The sequence below is a fragment of the Gordonia insulae genome, from assembly GCF_003855095.1.
GTDB lineage: Bacteria > Actinomycetota > Actinomycetes > Mycobacteriales > Mycobacteriaceae > Gordonia > Gordonia insulae.
Map to the genome: position 1 here is coordinate 93,911 of NZ_CP033972.1, position 15,673 is coordinate 109,583.

At 67.6% G+C, this 15,673-nt stretch carries 15 protein-coding genes and 1 pseudogene; 13 read left to right on the forward strand and 3 right to left on the reverse strand.

Features of this window, described 5'->3' with window-relative positions; all coding sequences use genetic code 11:
• Positions 1–11: 11 nt before the first annotated feature.
• The 12 genes and pseudogenes from D7316_RS00520 (at position 12) to D7316_RS00575 (ending at position 12,074) form a co-directional block, all read left to right on the forward strand.
• Complete coding sequence (locus D7316_RS00520) at positions 12–764, forward strand: 16S rRNA (uracil(1498)-N(3))-methyltransferase (RefSeq protein WP_124706573.1); 753 nt, start codon at positions 12–14, stop codon at positions 762–764.
• 10 nt (positions 765–774) lie between these two features.
• Positions 775–1,557 carry an alpha/beta hydrolase family protein gene (locus D7316_RS00525; protein ID WP_197718157.1) on the forward strand — a complete coding sequence of 261 codons (783 nt, stop codon included), beginning with the start codon at positions 775–777 and terminating at the stop codon, positions 1,555–1,557.
• Positions 1,558–1,693: 136 nt separating this feature from the next.
• Positions 1,694–2,863, forward strand: a complete 1,170-nt coding sequence (locus tag D7316_RS00530) for a DUF3089 domain-containing protein (RefSeq protein WP_232016702.1) — start codon at positions 1,694–1,696, stop codon at positions 2,861–2,863.
• 129 nt (positions 2,864–2,992) lie between these two features.
• Entirely contained in the window at positions 2,993–5,158 is a 2,166-nt protein-coding gene (locus D7316_RS00535; RefSeq protein WP_124706574.1) for a PhoH family protein, read from the forward strand.
• Positions 5,155–5,721, forward strand: coding sequence for an rRNA maturation RNase YbeY (gene ybeY, locus D7316_RS00540; RefSeq protein ID WP_124706575.1), 567 nt, complete (start codon positions 5,155–5,157; stop codon positions 5,719–5,721). Before D7316_RS00535 ends, ybeY begins: the two co-directional genes overlap by 4 nt.
• Before the next feature lie 2 nt (positions 5,722–5,723).
• Positions 5,724–7,064: pseudogene (locus tag D7316_RS00545) on the forward strand (hemolysin family protein); the annotation flags it as partial.
• A gap of 166 nt (positions 7,065–7,230) precedes the next feature.
• The gene (locus D7316_RS27350; protein ID WP_124711008.1) at positions 7,231–7,557 is read left to right on the forward strand and encodes a cytidine/deoxycytidylate deaminase family protein; all 327 of its coding nucleotides are present in this window, start codon (positions 7,231–7,233) and stop codon (positions 7,555–7,557) included.
• Positions 7,557–8,468 (forward strand): GTPase Era, encoded by a 912-nt coding sequence (gene era / locus D7316_RS00555; RefSeq protein WP_124711009.1) that lies wholly within the window; start codon positions 7,557–7,559, stop codon positions 8,466–8,468. The genes D7316_RS27350 and era overlap by 1 nt, the downstream gene beginning before the upstream one ends.
• Before the next feature lie 40 nt (positions 8,469–8,508).
• Entirely contained in the window at positions 8,509–10,011 is a 1,503-nt protein-coding gene (locus D7316_RS00560; RefSeq protein WP_124706576.1) for a YhgE/Pip domain-containing protein, read from the forward strand.
• Between the two features lie 53 nt (positions 10,012–10,064).
• Positions 10,065–10,823, forward strand: a complete 759-nt coding sequence (gene recO, locus D7316_RS00565; RefSeq protein ID WP_124706577.1) for a DNA repair protein RecO — start codon at positions 10,065–10,067, stop codon at positions 10,821–10,823.
• Between the two features lie 13 nt (positions 10,824–10,836).
• A complete protein-coding gene (locus tag D7316_RS00570) occupies positions 10,837–11,667 on the forward strand; it encodes an isoprenyl transferase (RefSeq protein WP_124706578.1) in 831 nt (276 codons plus the stop codon).
• Positions 11,664–12,074 carry a hypothetical protein gene (locus D7316_RS00575; RefSeq protein WP_124706579.1) on the forward strand — a complete coding sequence of 137 codons (411 nt, stop codon included), beginning with the start codon at positions 11,664–11,666 and terminating at the stop codon, positions 12,072–12,074. The genes D7316_RS00570 and D7316_RS00575 overlap by 4 nt, the downstream gene beginning before the upstream one ends.
• A 10-nt stretch (positions 12,075–12,084) precedes the next feature.
• Here the strand turns inward: D7316_RS00575 and D7316_RS00580 are convergent, their stop codons facing one another.
• Both D7316_RS00580 and D7316_RS00585 read right to left on the reverse strand, forming a co-directional pair.
• Entirely contained in the window at positions 12,085–12,501 is a 417-nt protein-coding gene (locus D7316_RS00580; RefSeq protein ID WP_124706580.1) for a Fur family transcriptional regulator, read from the reverse strand.
• A complete protein-coding gene (locus D7316_RS00585) occupies positions 12,498–12,890 on the reverse strand; it encodes an ArsR/SmtB family transcription factor (protein ID WP_408610062.1) in 393 nt (130 codons plus the stop codon). Before D7316_RS00585 ends, D7316_RS00580 begins: the two co-directional genes overlap by 4 nt.
• 247 nt (positions 12,891–13,137) lie before the next feature.
• Here D7316_RS00585 and D7316_RS00590 point away from each other — a divergent pair, with 247 nt between their 5' ends.
• Positions 13,138–14,100 carry a hypothetical protein gene (locus tag D7316_RS00590; RefSeq protein WP_124706581.1) on the forward strand — a complete coding sequence of 321 codons (963 nt, stop codon included), beginning with the start codon at positions 13,138–13,140 and terminating at the stop codon, positions 14,098–14,100.
• Here the strand turns inward: D7316_RS00590 and D7316_RS00595 are convergent.
• Complete coding sequence (locus D7316_RS00595; RefSeq protein ID WP_232016704.1) at positions 14,093–15,583, reverse strand: M28 family peptidase; 1,491 nt, start codon at positions 15,581–15,583, stop codon at positions 14,093–14,095. The two genes, D7316_RS00590 and D7316_RS00595, sit on opposite strands and share 8 nt — an antisense overlap.
• Positions 15,584–15,673 lie beyond the last annotated feature (90 nt).

Consider the following 15,673-nt stretch of genomic DNA (forward strand, 5'->3'; position numbering starts at 1 on the left):
GGGTCACCCGCGTGAGTCCACCTCTGTTCTGGCTCGACGAGGTCCCGCGCGCCGGATCCGACGTCACCCTCACCGGGCCGGAAGGCCGCCACGCGGTGACCGTCACACGCCTCGCCGTGGGCGAGGAACTGACCCTCGCCGACGGGCACGGTTCGACGGCCCACTGCGAGGTCACCGCCATCACCGCGAAGGACACGCTGGTCGCGCACGCCCACACCTACGCCTACGCCGAACCGCCACGCCCACGTGTGACGGTGGTGCAGGCGCTGCCCAAGTCCGAACGTTCGGAACTCGCCGTCGACCTGGCCACCGAGGCCGGTGCCGATCGGATCGTGCCCTGGCAGGCCGCGCGTTGCGTGGCACGGTGGTCCGGGAAATCCGAGAAGGGCATCGCGAAGTGGACGGCCGCAGCGTCGGCAGCTGCGAAACAGAGCCGGCGCTCCTGGATTCCGGAGATCGCGCCGCTGGCGTCGACCACGGATGTCCGCGCCATGTGCGCCGACGTCATCGCGTCCGGGGGGATCGTCGCGGTTCTCCACGAACACGGCACCACCCCACTGCGCGATCTCGCGCTCGCCGACGCCGGGGAGGTGGTCTTGGTGGTCGGCCCCGAGGGTGGCCTCGACGACACGGAGATCGCCGACCTCACGGCGCTCGGTGCGACGTCGGTGATCCTGGGACCCGAGGTGCTGCGCACCTCGACCGCGGCCGCTGTCGCGTTGGGTGCGATCGGCGTGCTGACCGACCGGTGGACCACCCCATGACCTGGAGTGCATGGTGAAGAAGTGTGCGGTGCATCGCACCAAGATCGAATACGGCAGTGCGCCATCACAATTCGGCCATGTCTATCACCCGGTCGATGGAGTTGCGTCGGATGCGTCGGTGCGGCCCGTGGTGCTCATCCACGGTGGGTACTGGACGACGGAGTTCGGGCTCACCATCGAGACCGCGATCGCGCGGCTGTTCGCAGAGCGCGGCGCGGTGGTGTGGAACATCGAGTACCGGCGCGTCGGCGAGCCGGGTGGGGGATGGCCGACGACGGGACGCGACGTCGTCGCGGCCATCCGTGCGCTCGACGGTCCGGTGCCCGCGGCGCTGCCTGCCGAGGTCGCCGAGCGGGTCGACTGGGGTTCCGTGGCCGTCGTCGGGCATTCCGCCGGTGGTCAACTCGCCGTATGGTCGGTGTCCCAACTGCGGGCGCGCACCGACACGTGTGCGATCTCGACGGTCATCGCACAGTCGGCGGCCCTGGATCTGGAGGCGGGCGCGGACCGTCCGTCGATCCGCGGACTGATGGGCCGGCCGGCCGACGAGATCCCGCACCGCTACCGCGACGCGTCCCCACTGTGCCAGGAGCCGTTCGAGGCGCATGTCGTCGCGCTGCACGCCGCGGACGACACCGCCATCCCGGTCGAGTCGAGCCGCCGTTACGTCGAGGCCGTGACGGCACGAGGGCAGTCCGCCGAACTGATCGTCGTCCCGGGCGAGGGCCATGACGCCTTCGTCGACCCGCGCAGCGCGTCGACCCGACAGACCGTGCGGCTACTGGGTCTCTGATCAGCCGTTTCTCGTCGCTGGTGGACATTGACGACGTATCCTGTGAAGGCCATGGACAGTCCGCGCTGCAACGCGACGGTTCGAGAGCGCGCCGGCCTCACGAGGTCAGTATCCGGTTCAGCCGTGGGAGGTCGCGGTGTTTGGCCTCAGATTGCGCCCGGTCGGTCGGCTGTTCGTCGCGGTCGGTGCGACGGTCGCGTCGCTCGCACTCGTGATCTGTGGTGAATCCACGGTCGCCGCCGAGCCGTCCTCGCCGACCATATGGTTGTGCAGTCCGACGATGGCGTCCGACCCGTGCGATCTCCCTCAGGACACCACCGACCTGTTGACCGGTCGGGTGAGCGCGCCACCACCGGTGACGGAATCCGAGAAGCCTGTGGATTGCTTCTTCGTGTACGGGACCGCGACGAATGCACTAGCACTCAACGCGGATCCCGTTGCGTCGCCCGAGATCCAAGCGGCCGCCAAACTGCATGGCGCACGGTTCAACCGGACGTGCCGCATGTTCGCCCCCGTCTACCGGCAGGTGTCGTTGCCGGCCGGGGTGCTCGTCAACCTCGGCTTGGCCGAGCCCTTCGCCATCGCCTATCGCGATGTCCGCAAGGCGTGGCGAGAATATCTCGCCCAGGCGGACGGTCGGGGAGTGATCTTCATCGCCGATTCGCAGGGCGCCTACCAGCTCCGCAAACTCATCCGCGAAGAAGTCGATCCCCGGCCGGCGCTGCGCAGTCGACTCGCCGGCGCATTCCTGATGGGCGCCAACGTGACAACCGCCAGAGGCAGTGTCGTCGGCGGCGACTTCCGCAACATTCCCGTGTGTAGCCGCCGGGGCGAATACGGCTGCGTGATGGCGTATTCGTCGAACGTCGTCTACCCACCGGTGTCGGCATTCGGCAACAGTGCGGTCGATGTCACGTCGCGGGCGTCGGGATTACCTTTCGGGCCGCAGTACCAGGTCGCCTGCACCGACCCGGCGGTGGTGAGCGGCGACCACGCACCGGTCGGCATCACGGTGCCGAGCGAGCCGTTCCCGCCAGGACTCCTCGCGGGATTTCTGGCCTACGCGAGGTTCCCGGACGCCTGGCCGACGTCGTCCTCGACGTGGACGACCGGCCGCGGTCGCGGGGTGGGTAGCTGCGACGAGGTGTACGGCATCCGCGAATACCACATTCGGATGATCCGACCGCAGCCGATCAACCAGCTGCCGCTGCTGGACACCCACGATCTCGACTTCAGTTTCGGGCTCGACCGGCTCGTCGGAATTGCCGCCAGGCAAGCGGAGGACTGGCGAGCACACTCTCGTTGAGGTCCGGGTGGGCACACCCTGTGGGGCGCTGCCCAATAATGCCCAGGTGGCGCCGACTCCGATCGAGTTAGACTGGGGTGATCCGGCGAACGCCGGACCCCGTTCGTCCACTGAGGAGTGATTGCATACGTGAGTGACGACAACCCCGACCTGAGCACGCCGACGAGCCGGACTCTTGCGGGTCGATCTGTCACCTCCAACGTGGAAATCTCTCCCGAGGTGGTGTTCGGGCTGCTCGGGACCAGTGACGTCAACCTCCGCACGCTCGAACAACTGCTGCCGGCGGACATCCACGTGCGCGGCAACCAGGTCACCCTGACCGGTGTGCCCGCCGACGTCGCGGCCTCGGAACGGGTGATCGCCGAACTCGTCGACCTGGTCGGCCGCGGCACGCCCCTCACCCCCGACCTCGTGCGGCACAGCGTCTCCATGCTGTCCGAGGGATCCGCCGAATCGCCCGCCGACGTGCTGTCGCTCGACATCCTGTCGCGGCGCGGTAAGACGATCCGTCCGAAGACCCTGAACCAGAAGAAATACGTCGACGCGATCGACAACAACACGATCGTGTTCGGACTGGGCCCGGCGGGCACCGGCAAGACCTATCTGGCGATGGCCAAGGCCGTGCAGGCGCTGCAGTCGAAGTCGGTCAACCGCATCATCCTGACCCGGCCCGCCGTCGAGGCCGGTGAGCGCCTCGGCTTCCTGCCGGGCACGCTCAGCGAGAAGATCGACCCGTATCTGCGCCCCCTCTACGACGCGCTGCACGACATGATGGACCCGGAATCGATCCCGAAGCTGATGGCCGCGGGCGTCATCGAGGTCGCGCCGCTCGCATACATGCGTGGGCGGGCCCAGCCCTTGTCGACCAGGGTCCTCACCGCGGCGGGATTCCGGCCGATCGGTGAGTTGCAGGTAGGCGACTCGGTCATCGGTTCGGATGGCACGCCCACCGAAGTTCTCGGTGTCTACCCGCAGGGTTTCAAGGACATCGTGCGTGTGACCACCCAGGACGGCGCGTCGACACTGTGCTCGACGGATCACCTCTGGTCGGTCTACACGCGGTCCGACCGGCGCCGCGGCAAGGGGCCCCGGGTGCTGGCGGCCAAGGAGATGATCGGAAATCTACGCGCCGCGCATCACCATCGCTTCGAGCTGCCGCTCGTGACCGCGCCGGTGTCTTTGGATGCGCAACCGGTGCCGTTCGATCCCTATGCGCTCGGGTTGATGCTGGGCGACGGCTGTATGTCCGGCGTGACGACACCGGCCTTCACGACAAAGGACCCGGAACTGGTCGACGCATTGGTGGATGCCGTACCCGGCATTCGCGCGCGGCAGAGGACCGAGATCGATTACGTGCTCAACCGGATCGCCACACCAGGTGAAGTGATCACCATCGAGAACCCGGTGACCGGCGCGATGCGAGCGCTGGGACTCTGGGGCACGAAGTCGCCGACGAAGTTCGTGCCGAGGCAGTACCTGCTCAACTCGGCGGCGGTACGGCTCGCGGTGCTGCAGGGTCTGCTGGACACCGACGGTGGGCCGGTTGGTCAGGCGGGACGTACCTGCCGCGTCCAGTACACGACCGTGTCCGACCGACTCCGCGACGACGTGATGTTCCTCGTTCAATCGTTGGGCGGCATCGTCACCATGCGCACGCGCGTCGCGGAGGGGCGTAACCCGGGCAAAGCGCGAGGGCGCGAAGTCTCGCACCGCCACGACGCCCATGTGCTCGACATCCGACTCCCAGCCGAAGTCGCGCCGTTCCGACTCGGCCGCAAGGCGGCCCGCTACAGCGCGGACGGCTTCAAGGAGCCCAAGCGCTACATCGAGAGCATCGAATCGGAGGGCACCGAGGAGGCCGTCTGCATCAAAGTCGCCGCCGACGATTCGCTGTACGTCACCGAGGACTTCCTGCTGACACACAACACGTTGAATGACGCCTTCATCATCCTCGACGAGGCGCAGAACACCACGGGCGAGCAGATGAAGATGTTCCTCACCCGACTGGGTTTCGGCTCCAAGGTGGTCGTCACCGGTGACACCACGCAGGTCGACCTGCCGGGGGGCGCGCAGAGCGGTCTGAGCGCCGCGACACGCATCCTCGACGGCATCGACGACATCCACTTCTCGCACCTCACCAGTGCCGACGTGGTCCGGCACCGACTCGTCGCCGACATCGTCGACGCGTACGGCCGGGCAGAGGACAACGAGCGGGGCGGGCGACTGCGCGATGCCGATCGGTTGCCGGGCAACCGCGCCGCGCGACGGGCGTCGACCCACGGGCGTCGCTCATGAGCATCGAACTCGCCAACGAATCAGGTGTCGAGGTCCCCGCGGATCTCATCATCGAGGCGGCGCGCTTCGCCATCGTCGCGATGGACGTCCACCCGGCCGCCGAGTTGTCGGTGCTGTGCATCGACGAGGACGCGATGGCCGACATGCACATGCAATGGATGGACCTGCCCGGCCCGACCGATGTGATGAGCTTCCCGATGGACGAATTGGTGCCGGGCGGGCGACCCGACGCCGCGGAACCGGGGCCGGCGATCCTCGGTGACATCGTGCTGTGTCCCGCGTTCGCCGCCCAGCAGGCGAAGACCGCGCGTCGCTCGTTCGAGCACGAACTCTCCATGCTCACCATCCACGGGGTGCTGCACCTTCTCGGGTACGACCACGCCGAGCCGGACGAAGAGAAAGAGATGTTCGGTCTGCAGAACCGGATCCTCGAGGAGTTCTACGCGGAGCGGCACCGTCGGGCGCAGGAGCAACGGCAGTCCGACCGGGACACACGCCTGCTGACGAACATCGGGTTCACCGAGACGTCGCTGCCCGAGAACGAAGCGACCGAGGACAAGTGAGCGTGCCCGACGACGTCTTGTTCGTCGTGGCCGCCCTCCTGCTCATCGGGATCGGGGGCCTGTTCGCCGCCATCGACGCAGCCCTCACGACGGTCTCGATGGCCCGTGTCGAGGACATGATGAAAGAGCGGCGGGCCGGCGCGGTCCGACTGGCGACAGTCCTGCAGGGCCGCGGCACCTACGTCGGTCTCGCCGTACTGATGCGCGTCACGTGCGAGACCGCATCGGTCGCGCTGATCGCCCTGGTCCTCACCGACTCGATCGGCGTCGGCTGGGGTCTGTTCGCGACGATCATCGGTATGGCGGTGGTCTCCTACATCGCGGTGGGCGTCGGTCCACGCACGCTCGGTCGCCAGCACGCGTACACCATCGCGCTCTCGTCGGCGATCGTGTTGCAGGCCATCGGTATTCTGCTGAAACCGTTGACCCGTCTGCTGATCCTGCTCGGCAACGCGGTCACCCCGGGTAAGGGTTTCCGCAACGGCCCGTTCGCGACTGAGGTCGAGTTGCGTGAGGTCGTCGACCTCGCGGAGGCCAGCGGCGTCGTGGCCGAAGGCGAACGCCGGATGATCCAGTCGGTTTTCGACCTCGGGGACACCAATGCCAAAGAGGTGATGGTGCCGCGTCCGGAGATGATCTGGATCGAGGAGGACAAGACCGCGGCGCAGGCGATGAACCTCGCCGTCCGTTCCGGGCACTCACGAATCCCGGTGATCGGCGAGAACCCCGACGACATCGTCGGGGTGGTCTACCTCAAGGACCTGGTCGCGGCGGGCGGACCGGCCATGTCGGCACTCGTGCGTGACGCGATGCGCGAAGCCGAGTTCATCCCCGACTCCAAGCCGCTGGACAAGGTGCTCGCCGACATGCAGCGCACCCGTAACCACATGGCGATGCTGGTCGACGAATACGGCGGAATCGCCGGACTGGTCACCATCGAGGACGTCCTGGAGGAGATCGTCGGGGAGATCACCGACGAATACGACACCGACGAGGTGGCACCGGTCGAGGATCTCGAGGACGGGTCCTACCGCGTGTCGGCCCGACTGCCGGTGGAGGACCTCGGCGAACTCTTCGGCCTCGACATCGACGACGACGAGGTCGAGACGGTCGGCGGACTGCTCGGACTCGAACTGGGCAGGGTGCCCCTGCCGGGGGCCCGCGTCGAGTCGAACGGGCTGCTCCTGGTCGCCGAGGGCGGACCGAATCGGCGTGGACGGCAGCGCATCACCACGGTCCTGGTACGCCGGGTCGACGAGCCGGAATCCACCGTCGAAGCCGACGGTGACCGTCGCGACGGGCATGCCGACGTCGAGTCCGCGGACACTCCGCCGAGCCCCGGTGACGACGGCGACACCGACACCCCGAGCGCGCCGTCGCCGAAACCGGACGCGGTGGGGAATACTCCATGTCCAGCCGGGGCCGTTCCCATCGGGGGCACGGCGACCGAGAGCGCGACACCACCCGGAGCGAGGACCGACCGTGACCCCACCCGCGAGCGGGCCAGAACTGTCCGACGAAGACCAGAAGCTGGTCGTGTTGGCGCGCGGTGCCCTGGCCCGCGCCGAGACCAGCAGCGCCGCCGCCGTGCGCGACGGCGACGGGCGGACCTACGCCGGCGCGCCCGTCACGACCAGCACCCTGACACTGTCCGGGCTTCAGGTGGCCGTCGCGAGTGCGCTGTCGAGCGGCGCGCGCGCATTCGAGGCCGCGGTCCTGGTCAACGGCACCGGCGACGACCCGGGGATGGCCACGCTGTCCGAGATCAGCCCGGACGCCTATGCGGTGGTGACCGACCTGTCGGGCACCCCCACCGATCGTCAGGACTCCGTCTGATGGCCGAATTCCGTTCCGGTTTCGTGTGTTTCGTCGGCCGCCCGAACACCGGCAAATCCACCCTGACGAATGCCCTCGTCGGTGAGAAGATCGCCATCACTTCCAACCGGCCGCAGACGACCCGCCACACGATCCGGGGGATCGTCAACCGCGACGACGCGCAGCTGATCCTGGTGGACACGCCCGGTCTGCATCGCCCGCGGACGCTGCTCGGACAGCGCCTCAACGATCTCGTGCGCGACACGTACTCCGAGGTCGACGTCATCGGCGTGTGCGTGCCCGCCGACGAGGCCGTCGGGCCCGGTGACCGGTGGATTGTCTCCCAGGTGCGCCAGATGGCACCCCGCACGACGGTGCTCGGCGTCGTCACCAAGATCGACCGGGTCACCCCGGACCGGGTCGCGGCGCAGTTGATGGCGCTCTCACAGCTCCTCGGCCCGACGTCCGAGGTGGTGCCCGTGTCGGCGAAGTCGGGCAAGCAACTCGACGTGTTGACCGATGTCCTGGTCGGCTTGATGGACCCGGGGCCGGCCTTCTACCCCGACGGCGAGCTCACCGACGAGCCCGAGGAGACGTTGATGGCGGAGTTCATCCGCGAGGCCGCGCTCGAGGGCGTTCGCGACGAGCTCCCGCATTCGCTGGCGGTCGTGATCGAGGAGGTCATCCCGCGTGATGACGGCGACGGGGATGGCCCGTCGATGGTCGATGTGCACGCGATCCTCTACGTCGAGCGCGACAGCCAGAAGGGAATCATCATCGGGCACAAGGGCTCACGACTCAAAGAGGTCGGGACCGTCGCCCGCGCCCAGATCGAGAAGTTGTTGGGCACCAAGATCTACCTCGATCTGCATGTGAAAGTGGCCAAGGACTGGCAACGGGACCCGAAACAGCTCAGGCGCATGGGTTTCTGACCTCTGCGGTCCGGCATCGGCGAGTCGAGAGGGAGCAGAGATGGGTCGGCACGACACAGGCGAGGAAGCGCGGCAGGTCGGCCGGGGTGGCCACGAGGCCCCGACGCACGACGCCGAGGCGGGCACCACCATCGCCGGCGTGCTCCGGTCGCCCCGATTCTGGCTGGCGCCGTTGCTCCTCGTCGTCGTCATCATGTCGCTGATGGCGGCGTTCTACATGGGAGCGGTGGCCGACCCGCAACGAAATCTGCACGATTTCCCGATCGCGTTGGTCAACGAGGATCGGGGCGGTGAGGTCGACAATCCCGACGGCGGGACGACGACTCAGAACTTCGGCGACGAGGTCGCGGACGGGGTGATCTCGGCCGCAGCCGAGAGTGGGATCGCCGTGCACCGGACCGACCGCACGACCGCGCTGAACGAGCTGAACTCCGGCAAGGCCTACGGGGTCGTCGTGATCGGTCCGAACTTCACCAATCGCGCGGTGAGCCTGGGCCGCTCCGCCGTGCTGCAGGCCAAACCGGACCCGATGGCCATCGACGTCTTCATCAACAGAGGTTCGGGCACCTTCGCCTCGGCGGTCACCACGACGTTCGCCGACCAGATGTCCGAGCAGGTCAACGCCCAGGTCGGGCAGCGGTTGGTCGCCACCGTCCGGCAGACCCTGGTGAAGGCCGACGTCCCGTTCTCCGGTGCCGCCCAACTCGCGCTGTCGAACCCGGTCGAGGTGAAGGTCGTCGAGCCGACGCCGTTGCCGGACGGTTCCGGGAACGGCCTGTCCGCGTTCTACTACACGCTGCTGCTGATCCTCGCCGGCTTCACCGGGGCGATGATGGTCAGCATCGTCGTCGACGGGATTCTCGGTCAGACCCCGATCGAGTTCGGGCCGTTCTATCAGCTCCGGCAACGGCTGGCGATCTCGCGGTGGGGCACCCTCGCCGCCAAATGGACGATCATGTTCCTTGTCGCGGTGGTGCAGTCGGCGTTGTTCATCGGGGTGTGTACGGCGGTCGGCACATCGCTGCCGAATGCGTTCTCGCTGTGGGTGTTCTCGGTGCTGGTGATCACCGCCGTCGGGGTCTCGGCGAGTTCGATGATGGCAGTGTTCGGCAACCCCGGGTTGTTGCTGAACCTCTTGTTCTTCGTGATCCTCGGCCTGCCGTCGTCCGGCGGCACCGTCCCGCTGGAGGCCAGTCCACGTCTGTTCGCGTGGATCGCCGCATTCGAGCCGATGCATCTGGTCTATCTCGGCGCTCGCGCGATCCTCTACTTCGATGCGGACTTCGACGCCGGGCTGGGTCGCTCGGTCATCCAGTGCATCATCGGTCTGATCGTCGGGCTCCTGCTCGGCTGGGGCGGAACCAAGCTCTACGACCGCAAGGGATGGCATCGCTTCCCGGGTGGCATGACGTTGCCACCCCGGTTGGCCAAGCTGTTGGACGGGGAGGGACCGGCCACCATCACCACTCCGTCGCCGGCGCATGTCGCCGCGGTGGACCGGGAGAAGGCGGCCGGCGAGGTGTCGGAATCCGGTCGGACCTGAGGCGACGCATGTCGTAGCGGTGCGCTGTCGGTGCGCGGTGGAAGAATGTCCCGGTGAGGTTCTATCGGGATGAGGCCGTGGTGCTTCGCCAGCACAAGCTGGGCGAAGCCGATCGCATCATCACGTTGCTCACCCAGGACCACGGCCTGGTGCGCGCGGTTGCCAAGGGGGTCCGCCGCACCCGATCGAAGTTCGGCGCCCGGCTCGAGCCGTTCGCGCACGTCGACGTGCACCTCTATCCCGGCCGCAGTCTGGACGTCGTGACGCAGGTGCACACCCTGAACGCCTTCGCGGACGCCATCGTCGCCGATTACGGCCGCTACACCACCGCGTGCGCGGTGCTCGAGACCGCGGAGCGGCTGGCCGGTGAGGAGCGCGCCCCGGCCGCCCAACTACACCGACTGACCGTCGGTGCGCTGTCCGCGCTCGCCGAGCGCCGCCGCCAGAACGAACTCATCCTCGACGCCTACCTGCTCCGGGCCATGCACTGTGCCGGGTGGATGCCGACGCTGGACCTGTGTGCACGGTGCGCACAGCCGGGACCGCATCGGGCGTTCCATGTGGCCGCGGGCGGCGCGGTCTGCATCCATTGCCGTCCACCGGGCGCGGCCACTCCGTCACCGGGTGTGCTGGATCTGATGGACGCGCTCTTCCGGGGCGACTGGGAGCACACCGTCGGGGTCAGTTCGTCGATGCAGCGCCAGGCCAGCGGGCTGACTGCGGCACATCTGCAATGGCATCTCGAACGTCAGTTGCGAACCCTGCCGCTCATCGAACGCGAAGCACCTCATAGGCTGGTGGACACCGCGTGAGAGGAGACGGTTGATGGCTCTACGACCCGGATCGCGACCCGGGAAACGGCAGTCCGCATCCGAACCCCGAGACCGCGTCCCGGTCCGTCCGCCCGACCCGCATCCCAGCGGCGCGCGGCCGCCGGGCCTCCAGCCGGAACTCATCCCACGGCATGTCGCACTGGTGATGGACGGCAACGGACGTTGGGCCCAGGACCGCGGTCTGCCGAGGACCGAGGGGCACAAGCGTGGCGAGGCGGTCCTGATGGACACCGTCTGCGGCTGTATCGAACTCGGGGTCGGCTGGCTCTCCGCCTATGCGTTCTCGACGGAGAACTGGTCCCGCAGCCCGGACGAGGTCAAGTTCCTGATGGGCTTCAACCGCGATGTGATCCGGCGACGCCGCGACGAGATGAACGAGATGGGGGTCCGGGTCCGGTGGGCCGGACGTCGACCTCGCCTGTGGCGCAGCGTGATCCGTGAACTCGAGGTGGCCGAGGAGCTGACCAGGGACAACACCGTCATGACGCTCACCATGTGCGTCAACTACGGTGGGCGGGCCGAGATCGCCGATGCGGCAAAGGAGATCGCACGCCGAGCCGCCGCGGGCGAGATCGATCCGGATCGGATCACCGAGGCGTCCTTCGCGCGTTATCTCGACGAGCCGGACATGCCCGACGTCGACCTGTTCCTCCGCCCGTCGGGGGAGCAGCGGATCTCCAACTTCCTGCTGTGGCAGTCCGCCTACGCCGAGATGGTGTACCAGGAGAAGCTCTTTCCGGACTTCGACAGGCGCGATCTCTGGGCAGCCTGCGTCGAATACGCTTCACGTGACCGACGATTCGGCGGAGTGATGCCCACGTGACCGCCCCGTCTCCCGGTGCGGCGCTCCCGGCTCGGGTGGCCGGACTCGTCGGCGAATTCGGTGATGTGGTCTCCGTGGACCCCGACTCGGTGGTGGTCCAGGTGGGAGCCACCCGGGCCTCGATCAGGGCCCTGACCCTCGCCCCGGGTCTCGATGTGCTGACCGTCACCCAGCTGGTCGCGGTGAACCTGCCCAACACCGACGCACTTCGCGACGACGTGCAGTCTGCGGACGGGCAACTGAGCTTCGGCGCACTGCGGCGTTCAGATCCGGAGGGCGTCACCACAGACGTATTGCAGTACTACACTTTTCCGGCCGGATCGCTCGACGACATCCCGTTGCTGACCGTGCTGCACATGGTGCTCTCGGCCGGCGCCGACGTCGCCCGGCGGTTGTCGGGTTCGTAGCAGGGGCCGGTCAGTTCGCCGACCGGCACGCCGCGCAGTACCCGAACACCTCGACGGTGTGGTTGATGTCGGAGAAGCCGTGTTGCGCAGCGACACTCGCTGCCCACTTCTCAACAGGGTCGGCCTGCACCTCGACGGTCGTCCCGCATCGTCGGCACACCAGGTGATGGTGATGTCCCGACGAGCAATGCCGGTACCGCGTCTCACCCGAGCCGTCCCACAGCACATCGATCTGCCCGGACTGACTCAACGCCTGCAGATTCCGGTAGACGGTCGTCAGTCCGATCGACTCACCCCGCGCCTTGAGCTGATCGTGCAGCTCCTGCGCGGAGACGAAGTCATCGCCGGCGGCGAGTGCATCGGCGATGGCGGCACGCTGTTTGGTCGAACGCACTCCGGTGACGGGCCGGTCGGTGGGCGAGGTCATTCCGCCACCGCCGGTGTGCCACCGGGGTCGACCGGGGAGGCGACGTCCTCCATGGCGTGCGTGAGCGCATCGGTGACGATGTGCGCGAGGTGGTCGTCGACGAGCTCGTACATGATCTCTCGCCCGTTGCGCTGCCCGCGCACCACACCGGCGTCCTTGAGGACGCGGAGATGCTGACTGACCAGGGGCTGGCTCAACTCGAGTGTGCCGACGATCTCGTGGACACACGATGGGCGTTCGCGGAGCAACAGAACGATGGCGATCCTGGTCGGTGACGCCAGCGCGCGGAGGAGCTCGCTCGCCGCCGTGCACTCCACCAGACCCGCGACGTCTGGCCGGGTGGTGACGCGATCTCGATCATGTGAGCCGATGGAGTCCATTGCCTCCATACTAAAGGAAGTCGTTTTCATTTGAGGTTGGTAGCCGGTAGGCGATCAAAGGGGGAGCATGGACGCATCGTCGCCGTCGCGAGGTCCATTGTCACAAGGGCCTGGCGTATCTGTCCTGGACGGACGAACGATCTGGAGTCACCGCGACATGGTCGAGGTCACGGATCGACATCGGCTGGCCGTCCGGCTCGTGCCCCTCCTGCTTCACTGGGTTGAGGATCCGGCGAATGGCGTCGACGGAATCTGTATGGGCAGGGTTCGGATCCTCGTTGATGGCAACGGCCGCGTCGACTACCAGTTGGTCGTCGTCGATGAGTGGCGCGTCCGCGACGGTGTCCTCGACGCGGTTCGCGATGATGTCGACGCCGAGTCTCCCCTCCGATCAGGGCTTGTCGATGCGTTCGTCCGGCGGATCGCAGAACTCATGCCCGATCACTCGATCGACGCCGCTGCGGGTCACGTGGTGGCCGTGCACGCGAAGGCGGTTTGCGAGTTGTCCAGGAACTCGGTGGCGCAGATCCGAGAGATCCGATATCTGCTCGAGGAGAAACTCGCGGATGAGTCCGCCGACGAGACAGCGGACGAGGCGCACACATGGATCGTGTCATCTGTGCTCAAGTTGAACATCCTGTGTGGACGGGTGGTGGACGGCGCGCGGGAAGCCGTCCGTGAAGGTATGTGGTCGTTCATCGACGACGATCAGGCCTATCACGCGTATCGCAAACTCCGAGATCCATCGCTGATCGTGAGCCAACCGGCGGCGACGATCGAGACACGTACATGGATGCGCATGCACGATGCCGCCATCCGTCAGTGCGAGCAGATCGCGGAACAGTTGAACGAGGAATCGACGACCTTGGTGGGCTTGTTGGAGGCGGCCTCATCGATATCGAGTTCCCGCGAGGCAGACGCGCAGACTCGTCTCAACACCCTGGTTGCCCTGCTGTCACTGGGAATTGGCGTACCTGCGCTGGTTCTCGCCCTGTACGGAGCTCAGTTGATTCTGCCGCTGGACACCATGCGTCAGCGGCTCGCCTTTCTGCCGATCGGCCTCTCGTTGCTGGTCGCCGCAATCCTCGCGATCGTGTTCGCACCCAAGGGGCAGACGCGGCGGATATGGATCGCCGCGGCCGTTGCCGTACTGGGCGTGCTGCTCTGCTTGGTCGTCGGTGCGCTGGTGGTCATAGCCGACCCGATTCCGATCAGCTAGGCGCCGTGGAGGCGGGTGAGTTGCCACGAGCACGTGTGTGATCCATCGCGAGCGCCCAGGTCCCCACCGCATACCCGACCGCCGACGAGTTGATCCCCAGTGCGACCCGGTCGACGTTGTCGACGGTGTCGCCCCTCCGGTGGTAGTTCGGGTCGAACGGGGCGTCGGCCCGGCCGCCCCAGAGCGTGGCCTGTTCCGCCGACTTCTTCTCCTCGGCGCCGGTCAGGATGCCGCCGGCGGGGACTCCGATCTCCAGGAACGGTCCGTAGTCCGAGCGTCCGGTGAAGTCGGCGGGTCGCGTCGGGATGCGGCGGCCGTCGTAGTACTCGGTGAAGACGCGCTCGATCTGGTCGGAGCCCGCCGGCCCGGGTCCGGCACCCCGGGACTCGGAATCGTCGCCGTCGTAGACGAAGTAGCCGGGGTTCGGGGAGCCCAGCATGTCGAAGTTGAGATAGCGGCCGATCGTGCGGCGCTGCTCGTCGTCGAGACCGCTCACGTAGCGCGACGACCCCACGAGCCCGTCCTCCTCGGCACCCCAGAACGTGAAGCGCACGGCGTTCTCGACGCGAGGTGACGAACCGAGCCGCAGCGCGGTCTCGAGGACCGCGGCCGTCCCGGTCGCGTTGTCGTTCATGCCCGGCCCGTCGGCGACGCTGTCGAGGTGGGCGCCCGCGACCACCACGTCGTCGACCGCGCCGGTCCGCGTCTGCGCGATCACGTTGCGGGAGGTGATCGTCCTGGTCTCCGCGGTGAGGTTCAGGGTGAGCGCGCCGGCATCGCGGAGTCCTGGGCCCGACGCCTGCGCCACGCCGACAACCGGGATGGCGGCGGCGCTATCGACGCCGAGGGTGGCACCGGTCAACGCATCGGGCGATGTGTTCACGACGACCACTGCGCGGGCGCCCGCATCCGCCGCGGCGCGGGCCTTGGCGGCGAATGTGCATGTCCCGCGATCCACCACCGCGATCGCGCCCGAGGTGGTCGGCGGATAGTCGGCGGGCGCACATCCGTGGCCGGTGATCGCCACCGGTCCGCCGGTCAGTGGCCGCCCGCCCGTCCCGGCGGAATACTGCACCACGGTGGCCTCGACGGGCCGGCCGTCGGCAGTGAGTGTCAGTGGTCCACTTTCGAACCGGGGATAGTCGAATGTCGGTGTGGTGACGGAGAACCCGGCGTCGGTCAGACGCCCGGCGACATAATCGACCGAGGCGTCGTACCCGGCTGTTCCGGACGCACGGTTCCCGTTGTGCCGCTCGGCGATCGACTGCAGGGCCCGGACATGGCCCATCACGTTGTCCAGGGTGACCGCGGCGGCGAGGCCGTCCGGTGTGAGGGAGGTGGCCACGGTGGGGCCGGCCGGAGACGAGCTGGTGCGGTCGGCGGTCGGGTCGGTGCCCGCGCAGGCCGCGACGGCGAACGCCAGGACAAGGGACAGCACCGCATGCGCGCGACGATCGTCGACGTGTCGCTGGGCCCCGGTCACCGCACCAGGGTAGGCGTTTCCGTGATCGGTCGATGGTTGCGATTCCATCGCCGCCGCGCCCTGCGGCTACCCTGTAAGGGTTGCCGTGTC

What these genes read in the sequence shown, in the direction of transcription:
- D7316_RS00525 (WP_197718157.1), top strand. Translation starts at nt 775, where the DNA reads ATGGTGAAGAAGTGTGCGGTGCATCGCACCAAGATCGAATACGGCAGT.
- ybeY (WP_124706575.1), top strand. Translation starts at nt 5,155, where the DNA reads ATGAGCATCGAACTCGCCAACGAATCAGGTGTCGAGGTCCCCGCGGAT.
- era (WP_124711009.1), top strand. Translation starts at nt 7,557, where the DNA reads ATGGCCGAATTCCGTTCCGGTTTCGTGTGTTTCGTCGGCCGCCCGAAC.
- D7316_RS00560 (WP_124706576.1), top strand. Translation starts at nt 8,509, where the DNA reads ATGGGTCGGCACGACACAGGCGAGGAAGCGCGGCAGGTCGGCCGGGGT.
- D7316_RS00570 (WP_124706578.1), top strand. Translation starts at nt 10,837, where the DNA reads ATGGCTCTACGACCCGGATCGCGACCCGGGAAACGGCAGTCCGCATCC.
- D7316_RS00580 (WP_124706580.1), bottom strand. Translation starts at nt 12,501, where the DNA reads ATGACCTCGCCCACCGACCGGCCCGTCACCGGAGTGCGTTCGACCAAA.
- D7316_RS00585 (WP_408610062.1), bottom strand. Translation starts at nt 12,890, where the DNA reads ATGGAGGCAATGGACTCCATCGGCTCACATGATCGAGATCGCGTCACC.
- D7316_RS00590 (WP_124706581.1), top strand. Translation starts at nt 13,138, where the DNA reads ATGGGCAGGGTTCGGATCCTCGTTGATGGCAACGGCCGCGTCGACTAC.